The following is a 26653-nucleotide window of genomic DNA, read 5'->3' on the forward strand; positions in this document are numbered from 1 at the left end:
TATGGATTCCGGGTTCGCGCTTCGCGCGCCCCGGAATGACAACATTCAATCCGGAGCGCGCGGTCGCTTACTTCTTCGTCTTGCCCGGGTCCTTGACCGCGTCGACCTTGTCGAACTCGACGTTGTAGAGCTCGCCGTCGACCTTCTCGACCTTGCGGATGTAGACGTTCTGGACGATGTCGCGGGTGTCGGGATCGATCGAGATCGGGCCGCGCGGGCTCTCCCAGGCCATGCCCTTCATCGCGGCGATCAGCGAGTCGCCGTCGGCCTTGCCGCCGGTCTTCTTCAGCGCTTCGTAGATCAAGTGGATGCCATCGTAGCCGCCGACCGCCATGAAGCCCGGCCGCTGGCCGAATTCCTTCTTGTAAGCCGCGACGAACGCCTTGTTCTTCTCCGACGGATGCGCCGCCGAGTAGATGTGGGCGGTGACCACGCCGATCGCGGCATCGCCCATGCTGTTCAACAGGTCGTCATCCATAACGTCGCCGGGACCGATCACCTTGATGCCCGACTTGTCGAGGCCGCGCTCGGCGAACTGCTTCATGAAGTTGCCGCCCTGCCCGGCCGGCACGAACACGAACATCGCGTCCGGTTTTGAGTCCTTGGCGCGCTGCAGGAACGGCGCGAAGTCCGGATTGGCGAGCGGCACCTTGACCTCTTCAACGATCTGGCCGCCGCCGGCGGTGAAGCGCTCCTTGAACGCAGCCAGCGCGTCGTTGCCGGGCGCGTAATCGGACGTCAGCGTCACCACCTTCTTTATGCCGTTCTTCACCGCCCAGTCGCCGATCACAGTCGAGGACTGCGGCAGCGTGAACGAGGTGCGGACGATGTAGGGCGAACGCTCGGTAATGATCGAGGTGCCGGCCGCCATCACCACTTCGGGCACCTTCGCCTGAGTGGCGAGTGGCGCCGCGGCCAATGCAGCGGGGGTGATGCCGAAGCCGGCGATGACGTGGACCTTGTCATTGACGATCAGTTCCTGCGCGAGCCGCTTGGTGTTGTCCGGCACCGCGGCGTCGTCCTTCAGGATCACTTCGATCTTCTTGCCGGCGACGGTGTCGCCATTCTGCTTGATATACAGCTTGATGGCGTTGTCGATCTGCTTGCCGGTCGACGCTTGGCCGCTGGTCATCGGCACGATCAGGCCGATCTTCACGGTGTCCTCGGCGTGCGCCACCGCGATCGGCGCGGCGCCTGCCAGTGCGATGCAAGCTGCCTGCAACAGCGTTCGTCTGCCCATCCGCATGAGTGTTTCCTTTTCCCTTGCCTCTTTGTCGAGGCTTATGGCCCATCCCACCTTAGCCGACGCGGCGCCGCGCTGTCTCACGAAGCGCGCGATGGTCGGCGGGCGACACGTCGAGGCGCCGGATGATGTCCCACCGGCCGACGACAGCGAGATTGCCGACGATCCGACGTCCACGGTTCCGCCGCAGGCTTGGCCATATCATTGCCACGGAAACTGAAATGATGGTGCGATATCAGGTATGCTGTTATCCAATAGCGGTGCGGGTTTGGAGCGATCGTCCGAACGCGGTAGACAGCCGGGCCGGCGCCTTCTGCCGGTGACGACGAAGCGAGATGTATCGATGCGAGTTGGGTTGGTTCGGGGACTGCGCTTAGCGTGCGCCGTGTTGATGCTGGGCGCGCTGACGGGCTGCGGCTCGATCAACAGCGCGCTCACCACCGGAATGGCGGACTATGTGCCGCAGTGGGCCGGCGGACTGCCGGCGGACGCCCCGCCGCGCCCTGGTACCGCCAGGTACGACGCCTATATGAAGGAGCAGGAACGGCTCCGGAAAATGCCGGCGGCCGAGCGGGAAAAGCTCGAAGCGGCAAAGGCCGCCGAAACCGGACAACCGCCCGCGGGCGCGCCGGCCCGATAGGACGAACGCCAGCGGTCGTCCTCGACTCCCGCGTCTCTCGGAGTTTGGACCATCATGCGCTGGTTGTTCGGCGGCCTCGCCGCGCTCATCATCCTGGTCATCGTCTATGTCGGCTCCGCAGTCGCCTCGCTCGGCAACCTTGCAGACGCGGTGCGCAGCGGCGACGGCGCCGGCGTGATCGCCCGCACCGACGTCAAATCGCTGACGCAGTCATTGGCCGACCAGATCGTCGCGGCCTATCTCGAACGGATCGGGCAGACCCGCGAGATCCGTCCCTCCGAGCGCATGCTGGTGCGCGCCGCCGGCCTCGGCATCGCCGACGCGATGATCGCCAAGATGCTGACGCCCGACCATCTGACGCAGCTGCTGAAGACCGGAAAGCTGGACGGCGTTCAGGACCTGCCGCCGATCGCCGGCCTTCCGCAGCTCGGCACCATCGACACCAAGAACGTGCTGGCGACGCTCGGCCGGTTCCGCTTCGTCGAGCCGGTCGAGTTCGCGGTACGGATCAGCGACACCACCGATGCCGATAGCTACAGCGAAATCCGGCTGCACTTCGCCGGCTCGGGCTGGCAGCTCGCCGGCCTGGTGCTGCCGAGCCGCGTCGCCCGCGAGCTCGCCGCGACGCTGCCGGTGAAGTAGGCCTCAGTCGGTGAACACCACCGTCTTGCGACCGTTCAGGATCACACGGTCGTCGAGGTGGTAGTGCAATGCTCGGGACAGCACCCGGCGCTCGATATCGCGGCCCTTGCGCACCAGATCGGCCGGGGTGTCGCGATGGCTGATGCGTTCGACGTCCTGATCGATGATCGGGCCCTCGTCGAGCGCGCTGGTGACGTAATGAGCGGTGGCGCCGATCAGCTTGACGCCGCGGTCGAACGCCTGGTGGTACGGCTTCGCACCCTTGAAGCCGGGCAGGAACGAGTGGTGGATGTTGATGCAGCGGCCGGCGAGCCGCGCCGACATCTCGTCCGACAGGATCTGCATGTAGCGCGCCAGCACCACCAGATCGGTGTGAGTCTGGGCGATCAGCGCGGTAATCGCCGCCTCCTGCTGCCGCCGCGTCTCCTTGTTCACCGGGAAGTGGTAGAATGGGATGTCGCCGAAATCGAATCCGCTGAAGGTCTCGCGCGGGTGGTTGGAGACGATCGCGGTCGGGATCATGTGCAGGTCGCCGACCCGCCAGCGATACAGAATGTCCGCCAGACAGTGGTCGGACTGCGACACCAGCAGCATCACCTTGCGCCGGGTCTCCCGGTCCCGCATGTGCCAGCCCATCGTGAACTTGGCAGCGATCACGCCGAAGCCGGTCCGCAGCGACGCGAGCGGAATCACCTTCTCGGCGGCGTTGAACACCACCCGCATGAAGAAGTGGCCGCTCTCGGTATCGTTGTATTGCTGCGCGTCGAGAATGTTCTGCCCGTTCTCGAACAGAAACGTGCTCACCGCGGAGACGATCCCGGCGCGATCCGGGCACGACAGAGTCAGGACATACTGATGATGGGGCATGGCGATCTGGGCGGCAGCGCCGACGGCGCTGGAACTCGTTGCGGTGCCCTGCTGTAGCATCGCCGCATCGCTTGCGCCAATCCCGGAGACCGGCGCAAGATGCCCCGACAATGGGCGAAGGGCGAGACTGCATGGCCGAACGGCTCCAAGGCACCCGTATCCTGATCCTGGAGACGCGCGAGGAGGCTCAGTTCGCCCGGCTGCTGGCTGAACAGGGCGCCGACGTCCTGCAGTGCCCGATGTTCGAAATCCGCGATGCGCCCGACCCGGCCCCGGTCTCGGCCTGGATCGACCGGATGATCGCCGCGCCGTTCGACGATCTGGTGCTGCTGACCGGCGAAGGGCTGCGGCGCCTGACCAAGCTTGCCCGCGCGACCGACCGCGAACAGTCTTTCGTCGCTGCCGTGGGCCGGACGCGAACCTTCATCCGCGGACCGAAGCCGGGCCGCGCCCTACGCGAGATCGGGCTGGAGCCGCAGGTGACCGCCGAAGCGCCGACCTCCGAAGGCGTCGCTGCCACCCTGAAACGCTATGATCTCGCGGGCCACCGGATCGGCGTTCAGCTCTATCCCGAACGTGACCACGACGCGCTGCTCGATGCCATCACGGCGCAAGGGGCGACCATCGATGCGGTGCTGCCTTATGCCTACGACGCGCGCGCGGCCGAACAGACCGTCGTCACGGCCGTCGAGGAGATGGCGCAAGGCCGCGTCAACGCGCTGGCGCTGACCAGTTCCGGTCAGGTGCGGCGGCTGTTCGACGTCGCCCGCGCACACGCCTGCGAAGACCGCCTGCGCGAGGGATTGAGCCGTACGCCGATCGCCTCGGTCGGCCCGGTGGTCACGGAGGAACTCGCCGCGCACGGCTTCGCGCCGACCATCACCCCTGCCAATGAGGCGTTCTTCATGAAACCGCTGATCAGCGCGATGATCGTCGCACTTGGTGGATGCAAGCCTCGCAACACCGCGACAGGTTGATGCGCCACGTCTTCCACACTCGGCCCACTCGATCGTCCGGTTCCACTGCACGGAATTTGGACCGGAGGCGTCGTCCATCTTTTGGACGGCATGATGCGGCGCTCGGCAACTAGCTACCGACCAAAGACTGAGCCGGTGTTTATTAACTAATCGTCAGCAAAGGGCGGTTGAAACGCACGACTGATCTGGGCTAACACCGAAACAACGATCTAACGAACAAAGTTTTCAGGGAGGACTGCTAAATGCGTAAAGCTCTGCTTGCAGCCGTCGCTATCGCGCTGCCGATGTTCGGATCGGTTGCGATGGCGCAAGAGACCGTCAAGATCGGTTACATCGATCCGTTGTCCGGCGGCGGCGCCAGCGTCGGCGAAGGCGGCCTCAAGACCTTCCAATATCTCGCCGACGAGCTCAACGCCAAGGGCGGCATCCTCGGCAAGAAGGTCGAGATCGTTCCGCTCGACAACAAGACCAATCCGCAGGAAAGTCTGATCCAGGCGCAGAAGGCGATCGACGCCGGCGTGCGCTACGTGACCCAGGGCAACGGCTCGTCGGTCGCCGGCGCGCTGTCCGACTTCCTCACCAAGTACAATGAGCGCAACCCCGGCAAGGAAGTTCTGTACTTCAATTACGCCGCGGTCGATCCGGTACTGACCAACGAAAAGTGCAGCTTCTGGCACTTCCGCTGGGACGCCAACTCCGACATCAAGATGGAAGCGCTCACCAACTACATGAAGGACGTCCCGGCGATCAAAAAGGTCTATTTGATCAACCAGGATTACTCCTTCGGTCAGTCGGTACGGACCCAGGCCCGGGCGATGCTGGCCAAGAAGCGTCCGGACATCCAGATCGTCGGAGACGAACTGCATCCGCTGCTCAAGATCTCCGACTTTGCGCCCTACGTCGCCAAGATCAAGGCGTCCGGCGCCGACACCGTCGTCACCGGCAACTGGGGCCAGGACATCGCGCTGCTGCTGAAGGCGGCCGCCGACGCCGGCCTCAAGGTGAGCTGGTACACCTACTACGCCGGCGGCGCCGGTGGCCCGACCGCGATCAAGCAGACCGGCCTCAACCATCAGGTGTTCCAGATCACCGAAGGCTTCGCCAACGTCGAGCACAAGCCGTCGCAGGACTTCGAAAAGGCGTTCCGCGCCAAGGTCGACCTGAGCCTGTGGTATCCGCGCGCCGTGAACGAGATGCGGATGTTCGCGGCCGCGGCCGAAAAGGCCAAGTCGCTGGATCCGGTGAAGGTCGCCCAGGCTCTCGAAGACATGAAGTTCGAAGTGCTGGACGGCGGCGAAGGCATCATGCGGAAGGACGACCACCAGTTCTTCCAGCCGATCTACATCTCGTCGTTCGGTGACATTCCGGCCGGCCAGTTCGATGAAGAAAAGACCGGCTGGGGCTGGAAGCAGGTCGCCAAGATCGACACCGCTCAGACCATGCTGCCGACCACCTGCAAGATGGACCGGCCGTAAGCCTCACCCCGTCATGCCCGGCCTCGTGCCGGGCATTCACGCCTTCGGCGTGGACTCACAACAGACGTGGATGGCCGGGACAAGCCCGGCCATGACGACCTCACATCGTCAGGCGGCCTAACCCCATCATGCTCGAACTGATCGTCATTTCCACCCTCAATGGCGTTCTGTACGGAATGCTGCTGTTCTTGATGGCGAGCGGGCTCACCGTCATCTTCAGCATGCTCGGCGTGCTGAACTTCGCTCATGCCAGCTTCTATATGCTCGGCGCGTTCTTCGGCTATCAGATCAGCCGCTGGACCGGATTCTGGCCGGCGCTGCTGATCGCGCCGCTGCTCGCTGGCGCGATCGGCGCCGCGGTCGAACGCTTTGGCCTGCGCCGCGTCCACCGCAACGGCCATGTCGCCGAACTGCTGTTCACCTTCGGGCTCGCCTTCGCGATCGAGGAAGTGGTCTCGATCATCTGGGGCAAGGTCCCGGTCGACTACCGCACCCCGGCGCTGCTGGATTTTCCGGCCTTCACGATCTTCTCGACCAACTATCCCGCCTACAAGATGTTTATGCTGGCGGTGTCGGTGGTGATCTTCGTCGGCCTCCTGGTCGCGCTGAAAAAGACCCGGATCGGCCTGATCGTTCAGGCGGCGCTGACCCACCCGCACATGGTCGCGCATCTCGGCCACAACGTCGAACGCATCTTCATGCTGGTGTTTGGCGTCGGCACCGCGCTTGCCGCCGTTGCCGGCGTGATCGCCGGCCCGTCGCTGGTGACGCAATCCAACATGGCGGCGCTGCTCGGTCCGATCCTGTTCGTCGTCGTGGTGGTCGGCGGCCTCGGCTCGCTGCCCGGCGCGTTCATCGCCTCGCTGCTGATCGGGCTGCTGCAGACCTTTGCGGTGTCGATCAATGCCTCGCCTGCCTCGCTGTTCGGTCCGCTCGGTCCTGATCTCGCGGCCTCCTGGCTCAACGACATCTGGAATGTGACCATCGCTCAGATCGCGCCGATCATGCCGTATCTGCTGCTCGTGCTCATCCTGATCTTCCGGCCGATGGGGCTGTTGGGAACCCGCGAAACATGACCGACCTCGCCTCCAGCGCCGCGCCGCCCCGGCCGACGCTGTCCGAACGTGCCAAGTTCTACGGACTCTGGATCGCCACCGCTTTGGTGCTGCTGCTGCTGCCGAAGCTGTTCGCTTCCGGCGGCTCGCTGACGACCTTCAGCCTGGTCGGCATCTCGATCATCTTCGCGCTGTCCTACAACATCCTGCTCGGCCAGACCGGGATGCTGTCGTTCGGCCACGCGGTGTATTACGGCCTCGGCGGATTCCTCGCGATCCACACCATCAATATCCTCGGCTTCAACAAATGGCCGATCCCGCTGCCATTTGTGCCGCTGATCGGCGGGTTCGCCGGCTTGTTCTTCGCCGCTCTGATCGGCTGGGTGATGACCCAGCGCTCCGGCACCGCGTTCGCGATGATTTCGCTCGGCCTCGCCGAGCTGGTCGCCTCCTCGGCGCTGATCCTGCGCAGCTTCTTCGGCGGCGAGGCTGGTATCTCGGCCAACCGTACCAAGCTGTTCAAGGTATTCGGCCTGTCGTTCGGTCCGCAGATCCAGATCTATTATCTGGTAGCCGCCTGGACTCTGATCGCCATCATCGCGATGTACGCGCTGACCCGGACGCCGTTGGGCCGGATGTGCAACGCCGTCCGGGACAATCCGGAGCGTGTGCAGTTCGTCGGCTATGATCCCCACGTGGTGCGCTATCTGGCGTTCTGCTTCTCGGGCTTCTTTGCCGGCATCGCCGGCGCGCTCGCTGCGATCAATTTCGAGATCGCCAACTCGGCCTATCTCGGCGCGGTCCAATCCGGCACCGTGCTGTTCGCGGCCTATATCGGCGGCATCGGCTTCTTCATCGGCCCGATCGTCGGCGCGATCTTCGTCACCGTGCTGTCGCTGGTGCTGAGCGACCTGACCCAGGTCTGGCAGCTGTATTTCGGCCTGTTCTTCATCATCGTGGTGCTGTTCGCACCGGGCGGCATCACCGGCGTCCTGATGATGCATCGGCCGCTGCTGCGCGCCGGCATGCTGACGCGGATGCTGCCGAGCTATGTGATGGCCGCCCTGCCGACGCTGGCGCTGTGCATCGGGCTGATGCTGATGATCGAGACCACCGTGCACTACACCGTCAATCCGCACGAAGATCCGAACCGGGTGGCGTTCGGCATTCCGTTCAATGCCGCAAGCCCGCTGACCTGGGCGGCTTCGGCCGTGCTGATCATCGGCGGCTTCATCCTCGCCAAGATGGCGTGGAGCCGGGTCACACAGACCTGGGACACCACGCTGACCGCCGCCCGCGCCAAGGTTCATGCCCTATGAGCACCGCGATCGAACTCCGCGGCGTCGAAAAGAGCTTCGGCGTCACCAAAGTGATCCAGAACATCAACCTGACGATCGCCCAGGGCGAACGCCACGCGCTGATCGGCCCGAATGGCGCCGGCAAGTCGACCACCTTCAACCTGATCAGCGGCTACATGCGGCCGACCACCGGCAGCATCCTGCTGCGCGGCGAAGAGATCGCCGGCATGAAGCCGTTCCAGATCAACCGTCGCGGGCTGTCGCGCTCGTTCCAGGTCACCAACGTGTTCGCCAACATGACGGTGTGGGAAAACCTGCGCTGCGCGGTGCTGTGGGCGACCGGGCATCGTTACGCGTTCTGGAAGAACGTCGACAATCTGCCCGAGGTGCGCGAGCGCACCGCGCAGATCCTGGAAGACATCCACCTCACCTCGCGTCGCGACGTCCCTGCGGGCCTGCTCACCTATGCTGAGCAGCGCGCGCTCGAGATCGGCATCACGATTGCCGGCGGTGCCAATGTGATCCTGCTCGACGAGCCGACCGCGGGCATGAGCCATGCGGAGACCGAACGTGCGGTGACGCTGATCCGCCGCCTCACCGAAGGCCGCACGCTGCTGATCGTCGAGCATGACATGAGCGTGGTATTCGGCCTCGCCGACCGCATCTCGGTCCTGGTCTATGGCCAGATCATCGCTTCGGGAACGCCGGACGAAATCCGCGGCAATCCGAAGGTCAAGGAAGCCTATCTCGGCGAGGAAGCGGCCTGATGCTCGAGGTCAAAGACCTGCACGCCTATTACGGAAAGAGCCACATCCTGCAGGGCGTCGACATGCATATCGACGCCGGCGAGGTGGTCAGCCTGCTCGGCCGCAACGGTGTCGGCCGCTCCACCACCGTCAAGGCGATCATGGGCGAAGTGCCGCCGCACGGCAGCATCCTGTTCAAGGGCAAGAACATCGCCGGGCTGCCGAGCTACAAGATCGCACATCTCGGGCTCGGCTACGTCCCCGAGCATCGCGACATCTTCCCGGGCCTGACGGTCCGGCAGAACCTGATGCTCGGCATCAAGAACCCGCGCAACCCCGGCAAATGGAAGCTGGAGGACATGCTCGACATGTTCTCCAACCTCAAGGCCCGTGCCGACACTCCGGCCGGCGTGCTGTCCGGCGGCGAGAAGCAGATGCTGACGATCTGCCGCACGCTGATGGGCGATCCCGAATTGGTGATGATCGACGAGCCGACCGAAGGGTTGGCCCCGATCATCGTGCAGCAGGTCGGCGACCTGATCGCCGAAATCGCCCGCCGCGGCGTCGCCATCCTGCTGGTCGAGCAGAAGTTGTCGATCGCGATGCGGATCTCGCACCGGGTCTATGTGATGGGCCACGGCAAGATCGTGTTCGAAGGCACCCCCGACGACCTCAAGGCCAACGCCGCCATCCGCAAGGAATGGCTGGAGGTGTAAGCCGCGAGCGGCTCAGTTTCGGCAAGGAGGAGGCTTGGGCTTGCCTCTCCGGACGGGAAGGTCCCCGCGGCGTGAGACCCTGGCACCCGAGCAGCGCACATCACGGACGCTTTCCCGGCGGTCAGGTTCCAGGCTACCCTTCCGGCCCGATCGCCGATCCCTTGTGAGACCGATGCTGCCCCCTGCCCTGCTCCGCGCCACCGACTGGTTGCGCGCTTACGCCGATAATCCCGATCCCCTCGCCGCCACCGGCAACCTGGTGGCCCTGGTGCTGGCCGGCAACGGGCCGTTTTATCCGCTGTATGTCGCATTCGTCGGGGGCACAGGCGGGATGCCATGGCTGTTGCTGACGCTGCTGTCGTTTCCGTGCTTCCTCGCGGTGCCGGCGCTGGCCCGTCTCCAATCACGGCTCGGGCGGGTGACGCTGTCCCTGATCGCGACCGGCAACACAATATTCTGCACCTGGCTGCTCGGCGTGCCCTCCGGCGTCGAACTGTTTCTACTGCCCTGCGCGATGCTGGCCAGCGTGCTGTTTCGTCCCAGCGAGCGCCTGCTGATGCTGCCGCTGTCTGGCGTGCCGGTCGCGGCCTACCTCTTCCTGCACGATCGCTACGCGCCACCGCCGCACAGCTACCAGCCGGCCGAATATGCCGGTCTGTTCTCGATGAACGCCTTCAGCGCCGCCATGATCTCGATCTTCATCGGCATGGTCTTCTCGCGCCTGTACGCGGCTGACCGGACCGGCGCATAGCGTTTCTGCCGTCAGCAGAAAGATCGAGAAACACCCCGCCTTATCGCAGCCGCCGCAGGCATGCTATCGGATGATCGGAGCGGCCGGACATCACGGTGGTCGCGATCGCTGGGGATCTCGATGGTGGATGTTGGGCGGCAGGACGACCGGACGACAGGCACGCAGGTGATCGCGCCACGTCCAATCCCTGCGGCATCTCCGGCTGTCGGCCAGCTACGCGACCAATCCCGCGATTGGCTCGACATCGGGGCGTTCCTGATCGTGCTCGCCGCGGCGATCGGCATCGCCGGGATCATGCTCGCCGGCTACTATCACGCGCCTGACCTACTGTGGCGCGGTTTTCACCACGACCGCAATTCGCACTACAGCTTTGGACTCGATCTCGCACTGGCGATCCGGACCTTCGATCCCGCCTGGTTTTTCGGCGAGCTCGAGAAGGCCAAGGTCTGGCCGCCGTTTCACGGGCTGGTGCTGAGCGCCGTGTTGCTGCTCGGCGGCATCGACCATCGGCTCGGCATCGTCCCCAGCCTGATCGGCTGGGTGATGACGGTCGCTTTCGTCTGGCTGATCGCACGGCGGCTGTTCGTCGACCGTTGCAGCGGCCTGTTCGCCGCGGCGGTTGCGGTGATCTTCACCGCCGCCAGCCCGGCCTTCCGCCTGATCAGCGCCGACGTGATGCTGGAAGGCCTCGGCGCCGGCCTGTCGGCTGCCGGACTGTGGGCCTATCTGCGCGCCGAAGCCAAGCCGGATGCCCCCGGACGCTGGCGGCTGCTGGCGCTGATCCTGACCGCGCTGTTCTTCCACAAGGGCAACTATTGGGGACTGCTGATCGCGCCGCTGGCGATCGCCTATGCCTCCGAGCATTGGGCACCGATCGCCCGAACGCTTCGGCAGATCTGGGCGGCGACCCGTGTGAAAGCGGTGCTGAAGGCTACTGCCGGCTCACCGTTCTTAATCCTCGCAGCGTTGGTGGCGGGCCTGGTCGCAGCAATCTATGCGCACGGGCCGGCTGCCCTGGAGCTATTCGGCCGCTCGGTGTCGCTGTATCCGCCGGAAAACCTGACCACGGCCGCCTATGCGCTGGTCTTCCTGTGGTGGACGTTCACCTGGTTGCGGCACCGCGCCGCGATCGACCGGACCCTCGGCACCGCCGGGCGGGCGCTCCTGTATTGGCACCTGACGCCGATCGCGATCTCGTTTCTGCTGCCACACCGGCTGTCGAAATTCCTTTGGTTCGTCAGCCCCGCCAATAATCCCGATCCGAACCACAGCCTCTCCCTGGGCCTCCAGTTCTATTGGCGCGTGTTCGCCGACGGTTTTCATCTGGTGTCGTGGCTGGCGCCGATCGCCATCGCTCTGGCGCTGATCGGACTGATCGCGATTCCGAAGCTGACGCCTGGAGCCCGCGCCGTCTTCCTGTTCGCGCTGCTGGCCTGGGTCGGCGTGATCGCGCATCCGCAGCACCAGGGCCGGTTCATGTCGACCTGGGTGTTTTCGGTGTGGATCTGCTCCGGCGTGGGCGCCGGCGTGCTGCTGGCTCTGACCCGTCGCTGGCTGTCACCGCTGTGGCGAGGGTCGGTCGCGACCGCTCTGGCCGCCGCGCTGCTCGCGGTGAACCTGACGTCGCCGATGCCGAAGGCGGCTGCAACTTACGCACTGCAGGATGCCTCGGGCCCGAGCGATCTCGAACTGATCCGCCCGTATCTGGCCGAACTCGACGGCGCGCACGAGGTGGCGATGTTCACCACGTTCGGCATGAGCAAGCTGTTCGCCTGGGTAATCCGCGAACGCTGCCGTTGCCACACCATCGTCGATGACCCGTTTATCGCCGGCGTAACCTCGCGCGAGGACGCCCGGGCGCTGATGAGCGAGCGCATCGCGCAATCGACCGCCGATGTCGTGGTGATCATCGACGCGCCCCACAGCCGCGACGAAGGCCCCGCCTTCGGATGGGTGTACGCCAACATGGTCGGCATCGTCGATGCGATGGCCGACCAGACCCGCTACGTACGCAGCACCAGCTACGCGCTGCCCATCGGCGATGCCACTGCAACGGTCTGGCGCCGCCGCTAAACCGTGTTTGTTGCATTGCGATAAAACACGACCGCTGCGGCATCGGGTCGCCTTGCCGGGCAGATGCCCGAGTCACCGGTAACGATAGGCGGGATTACGCAGCGGCTTGCGTCAAGTCTCTCTTCCCAAACTCAAATAGTCGAATATCGTCGGGTGGCCGGCTAAGCTACGCTCCGGCAAAATGACAGCAACGCCTCCCAGAAGGCGGCTCAAAAAATGCTGCGGCACGAGGATCAGGCGCGAGCAACGCGCCGGCCGGTGTCCGGGAGGAAATCGGGCTTGGAACATGCATTGGAAGTGCGCAATGTCTCCTTGCGCTTTGGCGGCGTCCGCGCGCTGAGCGAGGTGAGCTTTGCCGTGAATCACGGTGAGCTGTTTTCGATCATTGGACCGAACGGCGCCGGCAAGACCTCCGTCGTCAATTGCATTTCCGGCCGCTACCAGCCGAGCGAAGGCCAACTATTTTACCATGGCCGCGACATCACCGGGCTGAAGCCGAACGCCCGCGCGTCTCTCGGCATCGGCCGCACCTTCCAGAATCTCGCGCTGTTTCACCACATGAGCGTGCTCGACAACATCATGGTCGGACGCCACCACCTTTTGAAAAATAACTTCCTGACCGGTGCGCTGTACTGGTTTGGCGCGCGCCGCGAGGAGCTCGCCCATCGCCAGAAGGTCGAAGAGATCATCGATTTTCTCGACCTCCAGTCGGTGCGCAAGGCGACCGCCGGCACCCTGTCCTATGGCCTGCGCAAGCGTGTCGAGCTAGCCCGTGCGATGGCGCTGGAGCCCACGCTGATCCTGCTCGACGAGCCGATGGCCGGCATGAACTTCGAAGAGAAGGAGGACATGGCCCGCTACATCGTCGACCTCAACGAAGAGTTCGGCATGACGGTGGTGATGATCGAACACGACATGGGCGTGGTGATGGACATCTCCAACCGCGTCGTGGTGCTGGATTTCGGCCGCAAGATCGCCGAGGGCGATCCGGCCGAGGTGCTGGCCGATCCGCACGTCAAGCGCGCGTATCTCGGCGAAGAGGACGAGGTGCTGGTCGATCCTGACGATGCGCCGAACCATCCGACGGCGGCGGAGCGTGTGGCATGATCGACTATGCCGGCCGCGTCGCGGCAGCCGACACCTTTCCGAAGCTGCTTCGGCTCAATGCAAAGGAATTCGGGACCGAAATCGCATTGCGCGAAAAGGATCTCGGGCTTTGGCGGGTGTTCACCTGGGCCGATTATCAGGCCCGCGTGCACGACTTCGCGCTCGGCATGATCGAACTCGGCCTCGGCCGCGGCGACGTGATCGGCATCATCGGCGACAACCGGCCCGACTGGGTCGCGGCCGAAATCGCCGCGCATGCGATCGGCGGCCTCAGCCTTGGTCTCTATCGCGATGTGCTCGATGAGGAAGCCGACTATCTGCTCAATTACGGCGAGGCCAAGCTGGTGTTCGCCGAGGATGAGGAGCAGGTCGACAAACTGCTCGGCCTCGCCGACCGTGCGCCGCATCTGAAGCACATCGTCTATTCCGATCCGCGCGGGATGCGGAAATACGACGATCCGCGGCTGCTACCGGCCGATCAGCTCGCAAAGCTGGGTCGCGATCGCGCCGGCCGGGAGCCGGGCCTATACGACCGGCTGGTCGATGCCACGCAAGGCGAGGACGTCGCGATCCTCTGCACCACCTCGGGCACCACCGCGCATCCCAAGCTGGCGATGCTGGCGTCCGGGCGCGTGCTGAAACACTGCGCGACTTATCTGAGCTTCGATCCGAAGGGGCCGGACGACGAATACGTCTCGGTACTGCCGCTGCCCTGGATCATGGAGCAGGTCTACGCGCTCGGCAAAGGGCTGCTGTGCCGAATGAAGGTCAACTTCGTCGAAGAGCCCGACACGATGATGAACGACTTCCGCGAGATCGCACCGACCTTCGTGCTGTTCGCGCCGCGCGTCTGGGAAGGCATCGCCGCCGACGTCCGCGCCCGGGTGATGGACGCCTCGCCGCTGAAGCAGCGGCTATATGGCGCCGGCATGAAAGCCGGGCTGGCCGCGCTCGACCAGGGCCAGCATTCGGCGTTCGCCGACGCGGTGCTGTTCCGCGCGCTGCGCGACCGCCTCGGCTTCACGCGGCTACGCTCGGCCGCGACCGGCGGCGCCGCGCTCGGCCCCGACACTTTCCGGTTCTTCCGCGCCATGGGCGTGCCGCTGCGCACGCTGTATGGCCAGACCGAGCTGCTCGGCGCCTATACGCTGCACAAGCCAGACGCGGTCGATCCCGACACCACCGGCGTGCCGATGGGCGCCGAGATCGAGATCAAGGTCCTGAACCCGGATGTCCAGGGCATCGGCGAAGTGGTGGTACGCCACCCCAATATGTTCCTCGGCTACTACAAGAACCCGGAAGCCTCGACCGCCGACATCAAAGACGGCTGGATGCATTCCGGCGACGCCGGCTATTTCAACGGCGCCGGTCAGCTCGTCATCATCGACCGCATCAAGGATCTCGCCGAGCTGTCACACGGCGAGCGGTTCTCGCCGCAATACATCGAGAACAAGCTGAAGTTCTCGCCCTACGTGGCCGAAGCGGTGATCCTCGGAGCCGGCCGCGACATGCTGGCGGCGATGATCTGCATCCGCTACTCGATCATCTCGAAATGGGCGGAGAAGAAGCGGATCGCCTTCACCACCTATTCGGACCTCGCCTCCCGTCCCGAAGTGTACGAGCTGCTGCGCCGCGAGGTCGAAACCGTCAACGCCACGCTGCCGCCGGCGCAGCGGATCGCCCGCTTCCTGCTGCTCTACAAGGAGCTGGATGCCGACGACGGCGAACTGACCCGCACCCGCAAGGTCCGCCGCAGCGTGATCAGCGACAAATACGCCGACATCATCGACGGCATCTATGGCGGCAAGAGCGACATCCCGGTCGACACCACCATCCAGTTCCAGGACGGCACCACCCAGCGGATCCGCACCACGCTGAAGGTGGTGGACCTCGGCGGCGGCCACGCCCATGCGGAGGCTGCGGAATGACCCGCGCCCTCCCCACCACCGTCATGCCGGGGCTTGTCCCGGGCATCCACGAACAGCGACCGCGGCATGGCCGGGACGAGCCCGGCCATGACGTCGAAAAGCATCGTCGTCTAACGGCGTCATGCGCGGGCTTGCCCCGCGCATCCATCGTTCAAAGAAGATGGATTGCCGGGCCTTCGCCGCGCCGGAGCGGCTACGGCCGCGCAGGCGGGTCAAGCCCGGCAATGACGTGGGAGGCAAGAAGATGAACTCACACCTCCTGATCCAGCTGCTCGTCAACGGCCTCGTGGTCGGCACGCTGTACGGCGTGGTCGCGATGAGTTTCGTGCTGATCTACAAGGCTACCCAGGTCGTCAATTTCGCGCAGGGCGAACTGCTGCTGATCGGCGCTTGGGTGTGCTGGACGCTGCTGGCGAAATATCAGCTGCCGTTCTGGGTCGGCATGCCGATCACGCTGGTGTTCATGTTTATCTTCGGCATCGCGGTGCAGATCATCGTGCTGCGGCCGATGATCGGAGAGCCGATCATTTCGGTGATCATGGTGACGATCGCGCTGTCGACCGTATTCCAGGCGGCACTGAAGTGGATCTACGGCGTCAACCCGCAGCCGTTCCCGCAGATCTTCACCACCCAATCGATCTCGATCGGCGGCCTGCAGATCCAGACCGTCTATGTGATGAGCCTCGTCGTCTCGGTCGCGATGATGATCGGCATGGCGTGGTTCTTCAAAGTGTCGAAATACGGCCTCGCGATGCGCGCCACCGCATTCAACCAGCAGGTGGCGCAGTCGCTCGGCATTTCGGTGAAGAGCGTGTTCGCGATGGCCTGGGCGATCTCGGCCACCGTTTCGGCGGTCGCCGGCGTGGTGGTTGCCGTAGTCAACGGCGTGTCGTCTGGCCTGTCCGCCTACGGCATCAAGGTGTTTCCGGCCGCAATCCTCGGCGGGCTCGACTCGATCGGCGGCGCCGTGCTCGGCGGCATCATTATCGGCCTCTTGGAAAACATCGCCCAGTACGTCGACAGCGAATATCTGCACTGGGGCAATCTCTACGAAATCGCGCCGTTCTACGTGCTGATCATCATCCTGATGATCAAGCCCTACGGCCTGTTCGGCACCAAGGACATCGAGCGCATATGAGCTTAGGCGCGGACCGAGACGGAACAGCTCAGGGTTCGAGACGTGCGGCGTGCCGCCGCGCTCCTCACCATGAGGGCAGCCTCATCCTGAGGAGCCCGGTGCAGCCCGGAGGGCAAAACCGGGCGTCTCGAAGGATGATGTGGAAGGTTGGAGGCTTCTAACGATGGCGAATGCTTCTCTGATCCCCGCCGGCGATTTCCGCACCTCCTACGCCGCCGACACCACGATCTTCCCGACCAGGACCAGCCGCAACATGGCGATCCTGGGCGTCGTGCTGGTGTGCTTCGCGCCGCTGGTGCTGTCGGGCTATTGGCTCAGCATCCTGATCCAGATCGGCATCTTCGGCATCGCGGCGCTCGGGCTGAACATCCTGGTCGGATTCACCGGGCAGATCTCGATCGGCCACGCCGCGTTCTTCCTGCTCGGCGCCTACACCTCGGCCTATCTGAACAACCACTTCCCGATCCCGGTGTTCTTCGCGATCCCGCTCGCCGGTCTCGTCACCGCGCTGGTCGGGCTGGTGTTCGGCGTGCCGGCGGCGCGGCTGAAGGGGCTGTATCTCGTCATCGCCACGCTGGCGGCGCAGTACATCCTGATCGACTTCTTCTCGCGCGCCGAATGGTTCTCCGGCGGCTCGGTGCCGGCGATGGCCAATCCGTTCTCGCTGTTCGGCTACGTCCTGCAGGGCGACAAGCAGTATTTTTACGTCGTGCTGGGGTATCTGCTGGTCAGCTATATCCTGGTCACCAATCTGATGCGCACCCGCGACGGTCGCGCGCTGGTGGCGGTGCGCGACCATTATCTCTCGGCCGAGATCATGGGCATCAACCTCACCAAATATCGCACGCTGTCGTTCGCGCTCGCGGCGTTCTTTGCCGGCATCGCCGGCGCGCTCTACGCGCACTACCAGCTCGTCGTCTCCAACGAGGGCTTCGGCATCGAGCGCTCGATCCTGTTCCTGGCGATGATCATCATCGGCGGCATCGGCTCGATCTCGGGAACGCTGATGGGCACCGCCTTCGTGGTGCTGCTGCCGGAGACGATGGAATGGCTCAGCAGCGGCCTGAAGGGCAGCGCGATCGACCAGACGCTGGGGCTGAACAACAACCTGACCTTCCTGCGCGAAATCGCAATCGGCCTGATCATCATCCTGTTCCTGGTGTTCGAGCCCGATGGGCTGGCGCACCGCTGGCGGCAGATCAAGGCGTACTGGAAACTCTACCCGTTCTCGCATTGAGCGCGTGAACGGACGGACCACGAGACGGCAATAAAAACGACACTGGAGGAGAACACCATGACGATGAAATCCCTGCTCAGCAGTGCCGCGCTGGCGCTGGTGATCGCCGGCGCCTCCGCGACCGCGCAGGCGCAGATCGCGATCGGCCACCTCGCCGATTATTCGGGCGGCACCTCGGACGTCGGCACGCCCTACGGCCAGGCCGTCGCCGACACCTTCGCCTGGGTCAACAAGAACGGCGGCGTCGCCGGCAAGCAGCTGAACGTCGACACCAACGACTACGGTTACCAGGTGCCGCGCGCGATCGCGCTGTACAAGAAATGGTCGGGCGGCGACAAGGTCGCGGCGATCATGGGCTGGGGCACCGCCGACACCGAGGCGCTCACCGGCTTCCTCGCCAACGACAAGATTCCCGACCTGTCCGGCTCCTACGCGGCCGCGCTGACCGACCCCGAAGGCACCAGCGGCAAGGCCAAGCCCGCTCCCTACAACCTCTTCTACGGCCCGTCCTATTCCGACGCGCTGCGCGCCGAACTGATGTGGGCGGCGGAAGACTGGAAGGCCAAGGGCAAGTCCGGCGCGCCGAAATTCGTCCACATGGGCGCCAACCATCCCTACCCCAACGCCCCGAAGGCCGCCGGCGAAGCGATGGCCAAGGAGCTCGGCTTCGAAGTGCTGCCGCCGCTGGTATTCGCGCTGGCGCCGGGCGACTACTCGGCGCAGTGCCTCAGCCTCAAGAGCTCGGGCGCCAACTACGCTTATCTCGGCAACACCGCGGCCTCCAACATCTCGGTGATGAAGGCCTGCAAAGCGGCCGGCGTCGACGTCCAGTTCATGAGCAACGTGTGGGGCATGGACGAGAACGCCGCCAAGACGGCCGGCGATGCCGCCGACGGCGTGATCTTCCCGCTGCGCACCGCGGTCGCCTGGGGCGGCAGCGCGCCCGGCATGAAGACGGTGGAGGAAATCTCAAAGATCTCCGATCCGTCGGGCAACGTCTATCGCCCGGTGCATTACGTCGCAGCAGTCTGCTCGGCGCTGTACATGAAGGAGGCGATCGAGTGGGCGGCCAAGAACGGCGGCGCGACCGGCGAGAACGTCGCCAAGGGCTTCTACCAGAAGGCCGACTGGGTGCCGGCCGGCATGGAAGGCGTCTGCAACCCGTCGACCTGGACCGCCAAGGACCACCGCGGCACCATGAAGATCGACCTCTACCGCGCCAAGGTGTCAGGCCCAACCGACGGCGACCTCAAGGACCTGATCGGCAAGGGCACGATCAAACTGGAAAAGGTCAAGACCGTCGACCTGCCGCGCAAGCCGGAATGGGCCGGGTGGTGAGCTGAGCGCCTAGCCCAGCGCAGCGGCGCTGAGAGCTGTGCAACTCTGAAAAGCGTGCGCCGCGTCTGCTTTGAGCCGCGGCGCCTCACCACAAACAACCGTCATCCCCCGCGCATGCGGGGGAACCAGTACGCCGCAGCGTCGCCGTTGAATTACCCACGCTCAGGAATACTGGCTCGCCCGCCTTCGCGGGCGATGACGGCGGTGGGTCGCGGACGGCCCCACGACCAAGTTCAGCGCGTTCGAGAACGTAGGACCACCATGACCGAAGCCGCCGAACTTCACCCTCCGCAGGCCGGAGCCTCCACGGCGCCAGGCCCGCTGCTGAGCGTCCGCAACATCGAGGTCGTCTATGACGACGTCATCCTGGTGCTGCGGGGGCTGAGCCTCGACGTGCCACAGGGCGCGATTGTGGCGCTGCTCGGAGCCAACGGCGCCGGCAAATCGACGACGCTGAAGGCAATCTCAGGCCTGCTGAAGACCGAGGACGGCGAGGTCACCCGCGGCGAGATCGTGTTCGACGGGATGCGCATCGACGGCACCGATCCGGACAAGATCGTCCGCCGCGGCATCTTCCAGGTGATGGAAGGCCGCCGCATCGTCTCCGACATGACGTCGCTGGAGAACTTGAGGCTCGGCGCGTTCACCCGCAGCGACCGCGGGGTCGGCCGCGACATCGAGATGGTCTACAATTATTTCCCGCGGCTGAAGGAGCGCACCGGCCTCGCCGGCTACCTGTCGGGCGGCGAGCAGCAGATGCTGGCGATCGGCCGCGCCCTGATGGCCCGCCCGAAGATGATCCTGATGGACGAGCCCTCGATGGGCCTCTCCCCGCTCCTGGTGAAGGAGGTGTTCTCGATCATCCAGCAGATCAACCGCGACCTCGGCGTCACCATCCTCCTGGTCGAACAAAACGCCCGCGCCGCCCTCTCCGTCGCCAGCCACGGCTACATCATGGAACAAGGCAAAGTCGTCCTCGACGGCACCGCCGACGAACTCCGCGACAACGAGGACGTGAAAGAGTTCTACCTCGGCGGCGCCGGCGACCAGCGCAAGAGCTTCAAGAATTTGAAGAGTTTTAAGAGGAGGAAGAGGTGGCTGTGAGGTCCGCGCATCGGCACAGCGAGAGGTGTATAAGCGTAGGAGATGCTCAACTCTGCCGGTAGTCGTCCTCGATACGGATGATGATCGGCCTCGCGAACACCTCCGAATCGGACACGGACCATGGTAGCCTGGAAAGTCGAGCGTGGCCCGAACAGCGCAAGAACTGCTTCCGGCCAAACCTCCGTGATGCCGACCACAGACGCGCTACAGCTCCGCGCACATGATGAGCGGTATGACCTGACTATTTATGGCATCTTGATCCTTCGGAGGCTCGCTTGGCGTGCTTTCTGGCTTATCCCGGTCGCGGCTTAACAACCCCGTCCGCCTAGAGCGGTTCATCACTAGAGCGGTTCATCGCTTGATTGAATCGAGAGGGATTCCGGCGGGCGGGGTTTTGTGATTCAAGATCCTGGCTGGATCGGAGGCCAGCATCGATGGTCCGACCTCTTTCCAATGATCTTCGTGAACGAGCCGTGGCGGCAGTTGAGGCCGGCGAGAGCTGTCATGCTGTAGCGACCCGGTTTGCTGTCGCGGTGTCGTCCGTCGTGAAGTGGTGCCAGCGTTATCGCCAGACGGGATCGGTGGCGCCAGGCAAGATGGGTGGACACCGCAAGCCTATACTGGAGCCGCATCGCGCGTTCATCGTGGAGCGGATCGGGCAGATGCCACATCTGACGCTGCATGGGCTGAAGGACGAACTCGCCGCGCGAGGCGTGAAGGTGTCGCACAACGCGGTGTGGACCTTCATGAAGCGAGAGGGGCTCAGCTTCAAAAGAAACTCTGTTCGCCCTTGAGCAGGGCCGTGCCGACGTCGCGTGGCGGCGACAGCGCTGGCGCAGCTTTCAGGACCGCCTCGATCCCGGTCGGCTGGTTTTCCTCGACGAGACCAGGATCAAGACCAACATGGCCCCACTCCGTGGCTGGGGACCGAAGGGCGAGCGGCTGCGCAGCTTTGCGCCACATGGCCATTGGCGTACGCTGACCTTCCTCGGCGCGCTACGCTGTGACCGGCTCACTGCGCCTTGCGTGTTCGATGGGCCGATCAACGGCGAGAGCTTCCGCGCCTCTGTCGAACAGCAACTCGTTCGGGCGCTGCGGCCAGGCGACATCGTCGTTATGGACAATCTCGGAAGCCACAAATCGCCCTCCGTCCGGCGGATGATCCGAGAAGCCGGTGCGTGGCTCTGGTACCTGCCCCCGTACTCGACCCAATCGAGCAGGTCTTCGCCAAGATCAAGCACTGGATGCGCATCGCCCAGAAGCGAACCATCGACGCAGCTTGCGATCACATTGGGCGCCTCACCGGGACCATCATCCCAGACGAGTGCGCCAACTACTTCGTAAACGCAGGATACGCTTCCATCGAAACATGAAGTGCTCTAGCTGTGAGCTTTCAATAGGTTGTCCATCTGGTGCGGACCGAGGATGCTGAGGCTGCGAAGCTTCAGTGTCCAAGGAGGGACCGGATGAACATTCACAAGAATGCCCGTTTGACGCCGATTTGATCGAGAGCGGTTGGTGCAAGCGGTGTTGAGCGGGTAGACGCCGAAGGCCGCCGCACAAGCCGCAGGCGTGTGCCCGCGAACGGCCCTTAAGTGGGTCGCCCGGTTCAAGGCCGAAGGGCGCGCAGGACTTGCAGATCGCTCCTCGCGGCCGCGGCTGCTGTACCAGCCGACGCCAGTGGCGACCGTGGAACAGGTCGAACGATTGCGCCGTCAGCGTCTGACCGGCAAGCAGATCGCCGCTGATTTCGGCCTGTCGCCGGCCACCGTCAGCCGCATCCAGCGACGCCAGGGGCTCAACCGAATGCGTGACCTGGAGCCGGCCGAACCAGCACGCCGCTACGAGTACGCCCATCCTGGCGACATGATCCACATCGACATCAAGTAGCTCGGCCGCTTCGACAAGATCGGCCATCGCATCACCAGCGATCGCACCAGCCAAAGCAACAGCCGCGGCGTCGGCTGGGAGTTCGTCAACGTCTGCATCGACGACGCCTCACGTGTCGCATTCTCGCAGATTTTCCCGGACGAGAAGGCCGTCAGCGCGATCACCATCTTAAAGGCCGCAGTCGCATACTACGCTAGGCTTGGCGTCACCATCAGCCGCATTATGACCGACAACGGCAGTTGCTACAAATCGGCTGATTTCCGCAACGCCTGCCACGCCCTCGGCGCTCAAGCATCTCCGGACCAGGCCCTACACGCCGAAAACCAACGTCAAGGCCGAGCGCTTCATCCAGAGCGCTCTTAGGGAATGGGCCTACGCGCTGGCCTATCCGACTTCGAAACGCAGGGCCGAGGAACTGCCGATCTGGCTGCATCGATACAATTGGCGCCGCCCTCACGGCGACATAAAATCACAAATCCCTATCAGCCGCCTCGGTCTGTCCGAGGACAACCTATTGAAAGCTCACAGCTAGCTTCGCCGATCGCCCGTTGCTCGACATACGCCGAGCAGCGTAAAAACCGCCGAGGCACCAACTGGACTGGATGAAAGTTCAGTGGCAGGCAGTGGCAGTGCGCATCCGGAGCAACATCTCTCTTTCGGCGAGGCATTCTTCACCGGACGGATACGGTTCGCAGCGATCGTAGTGAAGCTCTTCGAACAATGGGAAACCGCGCCGATCTGAGAAGTCCACGTTCGCCGAGGCGACTCGTTACGCCATCAGCAGGCAGAGCGGCATCAATTGAAACCTCACGAACGCATGATTTTCGCCCATGCCTCGTCTGGAGTGCAGGGAGCGGCGCGTCGGGTTGTGATTCTAAGCAAACGTTTGATAGATCTTGCGATCGATATGGGAGAGTACGGATTAAAGGATTCTACAGGATCGCAGATGTCACGAACGAAGTCCAATTCGGACGCAACAATAGGCAAGCCAACCTGCTGAGCTTCCACGAGGGGCAGGCCAAGGGACTCGGTCAGTGATGGGTATACGAGTGCGGTGGCTGATCGATATTCCTCTATCATCTGCATATGGCTCAAGGCTCCCAGGCATCTTATTTTCCCACCCCTTCCGCGACACCCCGCAATTGGATCGATTAGCCGATTGTTGCCATCTTCGAGCGTTAACGCAAGGATTGGAAAGAGTCCCTCAATTGCAAGTAAGGTCCACGCCTCGATCAGGTTTTTGTGGTTCTTGTGTGGATCATCATGTGCTGGATAGATGAAGAGGGGAGAGTCGGAGGTTCGCTCGACGGTCTGGGCCGGGTTAGAAGGAACAATAAATGGCACGACCTGAACCTGCATGCCTATCAACGCTGTTTGAACCATACGCTGCATGTTCGATGTTTGGACCACGTATTCATCGACATTACCGGACAGCAGCCGGTGCAAAACACGCTCTACCTGCAGCCTAGCCGCCGTACGGAGGGGAAATCCGTCCAAGGAGTAGTTGCTGATGGTCAGCGAATTTTGGGCATATACGATGACTTTGCCGCGCTGCCGGAGAAGCGGCGGCACGCCAGAAAAGCAGAGCGTAATGTCGCCATCACTCGTGGCTACTGCGAGGTCTCGTTCAGCCCGGAGTCTCCCGGCCAATCCAGGCTTCACCCATGATGTGCTAATGCGTTCGAAGCTAGGAAGGAGTGGGGCAGATCTCTCGTCCAAGAATGCGCGGCCGCCAGTGGCTGCATTCGCAGCGTGCAATAGACCTCTCAAAAGGACCAATCCCCCGCCGCCTCGGATATTGGGCGCGTAAATGATGTTGGTACCGTTAGCCACTAGGCTCCTCCGGATTTCTACGACGTCGCTACTCGTTTATGCCCGCCAAGAAGGGTCGAGGTGCAATCGCGCAGCAATATCGCCACGCCAATCCCCATGAAAACCCAAATTGGGTAAACTTGAAACGCCCTGGCTTGTATCGACCAAGCCAGAAGATAGCTTAGCAAAGCCCACATGCTTGCTCTGGTTGGACCTGAACACTCCATTGACGCGCGTGTAACAAAGGCGACAACAGCAAGCCAAATGATGACTAGACTGGCTACCGCCAGTGGGCCTCCCCGATCAAGCGCTGCAAGAAAGCCATTGTCCCGCAAATCGCCAGAAAAGCGGCCTGTCACAGCAATTTCAAGGTTCTCGGTCTCGACGTTCGCCAACCCGCCGTTGAGTTTCGTCAATTTCTGAGAGAGGGTTGAGGGCAAAACAGTGTTTAACGCTAGCGGTCCATCGAGCCAACGCAAGGCAAGCGTATGGAAGGCGTTGTTATGAACCGACAAGCTGCCGGCGAAAATGATTAAAAAGCCGACGGCGACAAACAGGTATTGGCGGACGACTTTCCAGGCGTCTCGCCAATTTACGGCCACAGCAACTATTGCTGAGAGCGCAAGGCAAATGGTCGCTCCACGCGAACCTGACAAGAAGAGACCGAAGCCGATCATTGTCTTCACCGCACGATGCCACCACACATAAAGGGACGACGATGCGTTCGGTGCGCGTAAGAGGAATAGAAATGCCAACCCGAGCCAGCCGCCCAGCAAATTTGGATTGAACAAAAGGCCACTCGCGCGCACCACGACCAATCCGTCGGCTCGCGTATACGTTGCCCAGGCGCGGCCGGTTGAGATCTCATAAAAACCGACAATCGCCGAAAGCAAGATCAGACAACTGAGGATCAAATGCACGATTCTTGGCACTTCAACGCGCTCAGCCCGGGGTATGAGAATGAGCAGCCCAATGACCACCACAAAGAACGCAAGATGAGAGCCTGCATCGATAAGCCACTGACCGGTGACGGCAGAAAAATGCGCAGCGTAACCAAACCCGCCAAAGACCAATGCGATCGCAGGTAGAGACAATTCCGGCCATCTGGTCGAGGGTTGAAGACGGGGCATCTCTACGAGCAGGCAACCAAAAGCGGCGACCAAAACCATCGCCACGGCAATTTTTTGAAATGGGTTGCCCCCCGTCAATGTTACCCACGAACTCATGTCAATCTTAGAGAATGTGAAGAGCGACGTGTGGTAAAAAGAAACAGATGCGAAAATGAATATCGCCCACACTGTGGCATTTCCACCCCGTCCTCTGTTGAGGTAAACTACGGTCGCAGTCGCCGTGGCCACAGAGATAGCCCAGATAGCGGAGAGGACCGGGAGTATGCTCACGATTGTGGCCCCTCTTGGTTTCCGAGGAGGGTAGCAAGACCGACGTCGTCAGACGCAATGATTCGAACTGCCATTGTTTGTGCTTCGGCTATGGTCGCCAGCGCGCCGAAATGACGTCGGTTGCCTGCGGCCGTGGGTCTTGTAGCCCGAATGGCCAATCGCATTGCCTCCCTCATGATTATTGACGCTGCGGACGATATGCACATGAAGCTGAGTTCGGTGGTGCTTGTTCCGCGGAGACGTTGATAAGCCTTCATGCTTTGGAAGGTATGATCTACCTCGCGACGATGCCGGATCAGACATTGCATGTAGAGTTCGGGATAGTTGAACTGCTTGAGTGCGGGATGGTTTAGCAGGCGTAGAGTTTCGAATGCAGCGTGCGCCCAGACTGTTTCTACTGAATAGAATGGCGGCACGAGAGCCGGCCAATTAGCCGCATAACGTGACGTCTGCCTGGTGTTGGCCAGATCGCCTTTGTGCTGCCCCATTGCGCTAGCGCCGGTGTTGCTCCCACCCGACGCCCCGGGAAGAGTGACCGGAAAATCGATTTCGACGAAGCTTTCTATGGTTGCCGCTATAGCTAGAGCCGCCGATACGTCTGGACTGGCTCCATGAACATAATCGCCTGTCTTCGATCGGATAACTTCCATCACCCGCCGTTTTACGAGGCCGTGGTAAAGTTTCGGAAGGCCGTCGGTGCCCTGGGCGGCACGCGCGAGTGAGGCGTTTAGTGCGGGTTCGGTGAGTTTCCGCTCGAACGCACCGTATTTTCGCTTCACGTAGAGTCGACCGGCATGGCCGGTACCAAACGTGCGTGACACAAAATCAGGCCAAGCATAGTTGGCTACAATTTGAGGAGCGATGCAATCGATGTTATGCTTATCAGCATAATCAGCTAGTTCTAATAGATCGGGAAGTACTGTATCATCGTCGCCAATAAGGCAGAGATAACGTCCGCTTGCCATGGCAAGGGCGCGGTTGTGGTTCTGGGTCAAATCCAAGAGCTCGGCACTATGAACGTAGTGCAACCGCTGGTCATCATCACATGAGCTAGCGACCCAATCTCTCAGGTCGAAACTTGTACTCGTATCATGAACCACAATTTCCAGGATGTCAGGTCCTGGCTTGAGTGATAGCAGCGAATGTAGGGCGTGGCTTGCATAGCGATAGCGGTTATGCGTGGGCATCACGATGCTAAGTAGCGGATTATGCACGT

General features: G+C 62.9%; 21 protein-coding genes and 2 pseudogenes. 18 read left to right on the forward strand and 5 right to left on the reverse strand.

Annotated features, from left to right (window positions below; genetic code table 11):
* Positions 1 to 67: 67 nt before the first annotated feature.
* The gene (locus VRZ08_RS08695; RefSeq protein ID WP_414532307.1) at positions 68 to 1246 is read right to left on the reverse strand and encodes an ABC transporter substrate-binding protein; all 1179 of its coding nucleotides are present in this window, start codon (positions 1244 to 1246) and stop codon (positions 68 to 70) included.
* A 340-nt stretch (positions 1247 to 1586) separates the two neighbouring features.
* On the opposite strand from VRZ08_RS08695, the gene VRZ08_RS08700 reads away from it, so the two are divergent.
* Together VRZ08_RS08700 and VRZ08_RS08705 are read left to right on the forward strand one after the other, a co-directional pair.
* A complete protein-coding gene (locus VRZ08_RS08700; RefSeq protein ID WP_414532449.1) occupies positions 1587 to 1883 on the forward strand; it encodes a hypothetical protein in 297 nt (98 codons plus the stop codon).
* 54 nt (positions 1884 to 1937) lie between these two features.
* Positions 1938 to 2525 (forward strand): DUF2939 domain-containing protein, encoded by a 588-nt coding sequence (locus VRZ08_RS08705; protein ID WP_414532308.1) that lies wholly within the window; start codon positions 1938 to 1940, stop codon positions 2523 to 2525.
* Positions 2526 to 2528: 3 nt separating this feature from the next.
* On the opposite strand, the gene purU is transcribed toward VRZ08_RS08705, so the two are convergent.
* The gene (gene purU / locus VRZ08_RS08710) at positions 2529 to 3392 is read right to left on the reverse strand and encodes a formyltetrahydrofolate deformylase (protein WP_107346704.1); all 864 of its coding nucleotides are present in this window, start codon (positions 3390 to 3392) and stop codon (positions 2529 to 2531) included.
* Between the two features lie 131 nt (positions 3393 to 3523).
* Here purU and VRZ08_RS08715 point away from each other — a divergent pair, with 131 nt between their 5' ends.
* From VRZ08_RS08715 to VRZ08_RS08790, 16 genes and pseudogenes are all read left to right on the forward strand, one after another.
* The gene (locus VRZ08_RS08715; RefSeq protein ID WP_414532309.1) at positions 3524 to 4369 is read left to right on the forward strand and encodes a uroporphyrinogen-III synthase; all 846 of its coding nucleotides are present in this window, start codon (positions 3524 to 3526) and stop codon (positions 4367 to 4369) included.
* A gap of 242 nt (positions 4370 to 4611) precedes the next feature.
* Positions 4612 to 5844, forward strand: coding sequence for a branched-chain amino acid ABC transporter substrate-binding protein (locus VRZ08_RS08720; RefSeq protein ID WP_414532310.1), 1233 nt, complete (start codon positions 4612 to 4614; stop codon positions 5842 to 5844).
* Between the two features lie 128 nt (positions 5845 to 5972).
* The gene (locus VRZ08_RS08725; RefSeq protein WP_107345715.1) at positions 5973 to 6920 is read left to right on the forward strand and encodes a branched-chain amino acid ABC transporter permease; all 948 of its coding nucleotides are present in this window, start codon (positions 5973 to 5975) and stop codon (positions 6918 to 6920) included.
* Positions 6917 to 8218: a branched-chain amino acid ABC transporter permease gene (locus VRZ08_RS08730; protein ID WP_414532311.1), complete on the forward strand. Its 1302-nt coding sequence runs from the start codon at positions 6917 to 6919 to the stop codon at positions 8216 to 8218. The genes VRZ08_RS08725 and VRZ08_RS08730 overlap by 4 nt, the downstream gene beginning before the upstream one ends.
* Entirely contained in the window at positions 8215 to 8964 is a 750-nt protein-coding gene (locus VRZ08_RS08735) for an ABC transporter ATP-binding protein (RefSeq protein WP_107345717.1), read from the forward strand. Before VRZ08_RS08730 ends, VRZ08_RS08735 begins: the two co-directional genes overlap by 4 nt.
* On the forward strand, positions 8964 to 9659 hold the full coding sequence (locus VRZ08_RS08740) for an ABC transporter ATP-binding protein (protein WP_107345718.1): 696 nt from the start codon (positions 8964 to 8966) through the stop codon (positions 9657 to 9659). The genes VRZ08_RS08735 and VRZ08_RS08740 overlap by 1 nt, the downstream gene beginning before the upstream one ends.
* A gap of 172 nt (positions 9660 to 9831) precedes the next feature.
* Positions 9832 to 10410 (forward strand): hypothetical protein, encoded by a 579-nt coding sequence (locus VRZ08_RS08745; protein WP_414532312.1) that lies wholly within the window; start codon positions 9832 to 9834, stop codon positions 10408 to 10410.
* A 120-nt stretch (positions 10411 to 10530) separates the two neighbouring features.
* Entirely contained in the window at positions 10531 to 12483 is a 1953-nt protein-coding gene (locus VRZ08_RS08750) for a glycosyltransferase family 39 protein (protein ID WP_414532313.1), read from the forward strand.
* Positions 12484 to 12762: 279 nt separating this feature from the next.
* Positions 12763 to 13590, forward strand: coding sequence for an ABC transporter ATP-binding protein (locus tag VRZ08_RS08755; protein ID WP_414532314.1), 828 nt, complete (start codon positions 12763 to 12765; stop codon positions 13588 to 13590).
* A complete protein-coding gene (locus tag VRZ08_RS08760) occupies positions 13587 to 15518 on the forward strand; it encodes a long-chain fatty acid--CoA ligase (RefSeq protein WP_414532315.1) in 1932 nt (643 codons plus the stop codon). Before VRZ08_RS08755 ends, VRZ08_RS08760 begins: the two co-directional genes overlap by 4 nt.
* A 244-nt stretch (positions 15519 to 15762) precedes the next feature.
* The gene (locus tag VRZ08_RS08765; protein ID WP_107346705.1) at positions 15763 to 16656 is read left to right on the forward strand and encodes a branched-chain amino acid ABC transporter permease; all 894 of its coding nucleotides are present in this window, start codon (positions 15763 to 15765) and stop codon (positions 16654 to 16656) included.
* A gap of 163 nt (positions 16657 to 16819) precedes the next feature.
* Positions 16820 to 17893 carry a branched-chain amino acid ABC transporter permease gene (locus VRZ08_RS08770; protein WP_414532316.1) on the forward strand — a complete coding sequence of 358 codons (1074 nt, stop codon included), beginning with the start codon at positions 16820 to 16822 and terminating at the stop codon, positions 17891 to 17893.
* A gap of 57 nt (positions 17894 to 17950) precedes the next feature.
* Entirely contained in the window at positions 17951 to 19231 is a 1281-nt protein-coding gene (locus tag VRZ08_RS08775) for an ABC transporter substrate-binding protein (RefSeq protein ID WP_414532317.1), read from the forward strand.
* A 261-nt stretch (positions 19232 to 19492) separates the two neighbouring features.
* Positions 19493 to 20335, forward strand: a complete 843-nt coding sequence (locus VRZ08_RS08780) for an ABC transporter ATP-binding protein (RefSeq protein WP_414532318.1) — start codon at positions 19493 to 19495, stop codon at positions 20333 to 20335.
* 434 nt (positions 20336 to 20769) lie between these two features.
* Positions 20770 to 21708, forward strand: a pseudogene (locus VRZ08_RS08785) (IS630 family transposase).
* Between the two features lie 93 nt (positions 21709 to 21801).
* A pseudogene (locus VRZ08_RS08790) lies at positions 21802 to 22757 on the forward strand (IS481 family transposase).
* Positions 22758 to 23032: 275 nt separating this feature from the next.
* Here the strand turns inward: VRZ08_RS08790 and VRZ08_RS08795 are convergent.
* The 3 genes from VRZ08_RS08795 to VRZ08_RS08805 all read right to left on the reverse strand — a co-directional run bounded on the left by VRZ08_RS08795 (position 23033) and on the right by VRZ08_RS08805 (position 26651).
* Positions 23033 to 24058, reverse strand: coding sequence for a glycosyltransferase (locus VRZ08_RS08795; RefSeq protein ID WP_414532319.1), 1026 nt, complete (start codon positions 24056 to 24058; stop codon positions 23033 to 23035).
* A gap of 17 nt (positions 24059 to 24075) precedes the next feature.
* The gene (locus VRZ08_RS08800) at positions 24076 to 25335 is read right to left on the reverse strand and encodes a hypothetical protein (RefSeq protein WP_414532320.1); all 1260 of its coding nucleotides are present in this window, start codon (positions 25333 to 25335) and stop codon (positions 24076 to 24078) included.
* A gap of 98 nt (positions 25336 to 25433) precedes the next feature.
* The gene (locus tag VRZ08_RS08805) at positions 25434 to 26651 is read right to left on the reverse strand and encodes a glycosyltransferase family 2 protein (RefSeq protein ID WP_414532321.1); all 1218 of its coding nucleotides are present in this window, start codon (positions 26649 to 26651) and stop codon (positions 25434 to 25436) included.
* Positions 26652 to 26653: the final 2 nt, after the last annotated feature.

Source organism: Rhodopseudomonas sp. G2_2311 (assembly GCF_047501505.1).
Classification (GTDB): domain Bacteria; phylum Pseudomonadota; class Alphaproteobacteria; order Rhizobiales; family Xanthobacteraceae; genus Rhodopseudomonas; species Rhodopseudomonas palustris_H.

Excerpts from the sequence above, each read along its gene's own strand:
- purU (WP_107346704.1), bottom strand. The coding sequence starts at position 3,392 with ATGCCCCATCATCAGTATGTCCTGACTCTGTCGTGCCCGGATCGCGCC.
- VRZ08_RS08705 (WP_414532308.1), top strand. The coding sequence starts at position 1,938 with ATGCGCTGGTTGTTCGGCGGCCTCGCCGCGCTCATCATCCTGGTCATC.
- VRZ08_RS08775 (WP_414532317.1), top strand. The coding sequence starts at position 17,951 with ATGACGATGAAATCCCTGCTCAGCAGTGCCGCGCTGGCGCTGGTGATC.
- VRZ08_RS08760 (WP_414532315.1), top strand. The coding sequence starts at position 13,587 with ATGATCGACTATGCCGGCCGCGTCGCGGCAGCCGACACCTTTCCGAAG.
- VRZ08_RS08695 (WP_414532307.1), bottom strand. The coding sequence starts at position 1,246 with ATGCGGATGGGCAGACGAACGCTGTTGCAGGCAGCTTGCATCGCACTG.
- VRZ08_RS08745 (WP_414532312.1), top strand. The coding sequence starts at position 9,832 with ATGCTGCCCCCTGCCCTGCTCCGCGCCACCGACTGGTTGCGCGCTTAC.
- VRZ08_RS08765 (WP_107346705.1), top strand. The coding sequence starts at position 15,763 with ATGAACTCACACCTCCTGATCCAGCTGCTCGTCAACGGCCTCGTGGTC.
- VRZ08_RS08715 (WP_414532309.1), top strand. The coding sequence starts at position 3,524 with ATGGCCGAACGGCTCCAAGGCACCCGTATCCTGATCCTGGAGACGCGC.
- VRZ08_RS08780 (WP_414532318.1), top strand. The coding sequence starts at position 19,493 with ATGACCGAAGCCGCCGAACTTCACCCTCCGCAGGCCGGAGCCTCCACG.
- VRZ08_RS08770 (WP_414532316.1), top strand. The coding sequence starts at position 16,820 with ATGGCGAATGCTTCTCTGATCCCCGCCGGCGATTTCCGCACCTCCTAC.
- VRZ08_RS08700 (WP_414532449.1), top strand. The coding sequence starts at position 1,587 with ATGCGAGTTGGGTTGGTTCGGGGACTGCGCTTAGCGTGCGCCGTGTTG.
- VRZ08_RS08735 (WP_107345717.1), top strand. The coding sequence starts at position 8,215 with ATGAGCACCGCGATCGAACTCCGCGGCGTCGAAAAGAGCTTCGGCGTC.
- VRZ08_RS08725 (WP_107345715.1), top strand. The coding sequence starts at position 5,973 with ATGCTCGAACTGATCGTCATTTCCACCCTCAATGGCGTTCTGTACGGA.
- VRZ08_RS08740 (WP_107345718.1), top strand. The coding sequence starts at position 8,964 with ATGCTCGAGGTCAAAGACCTGCACGCCTATTACGGAAAGAGCCACATC.
- VRZ08_RS08750 (WP_414532313.1), top strand. The coding sequence starts at position 10,531 with ATGGTGGATGTTGGGCGGCAGGACGACCGGACGACAGGCACGCAGGTG.
- VRZ08_RS08730 (WP_414532311.1), top strand. The coding sequence starts at position 6,917 with ATGACCGACCTCGCCTCCAGCGCCGCGCCGCCCCGGCCGACGCTGTCC.
- VRZ08_RS08720 (WP_414532310.1), top strand. The coding sequence starts at position 4,612 with ATGCGTAAAGCTCTGCTTGCAGCCGTCGCTATCGCGCTGCCGATGTTC.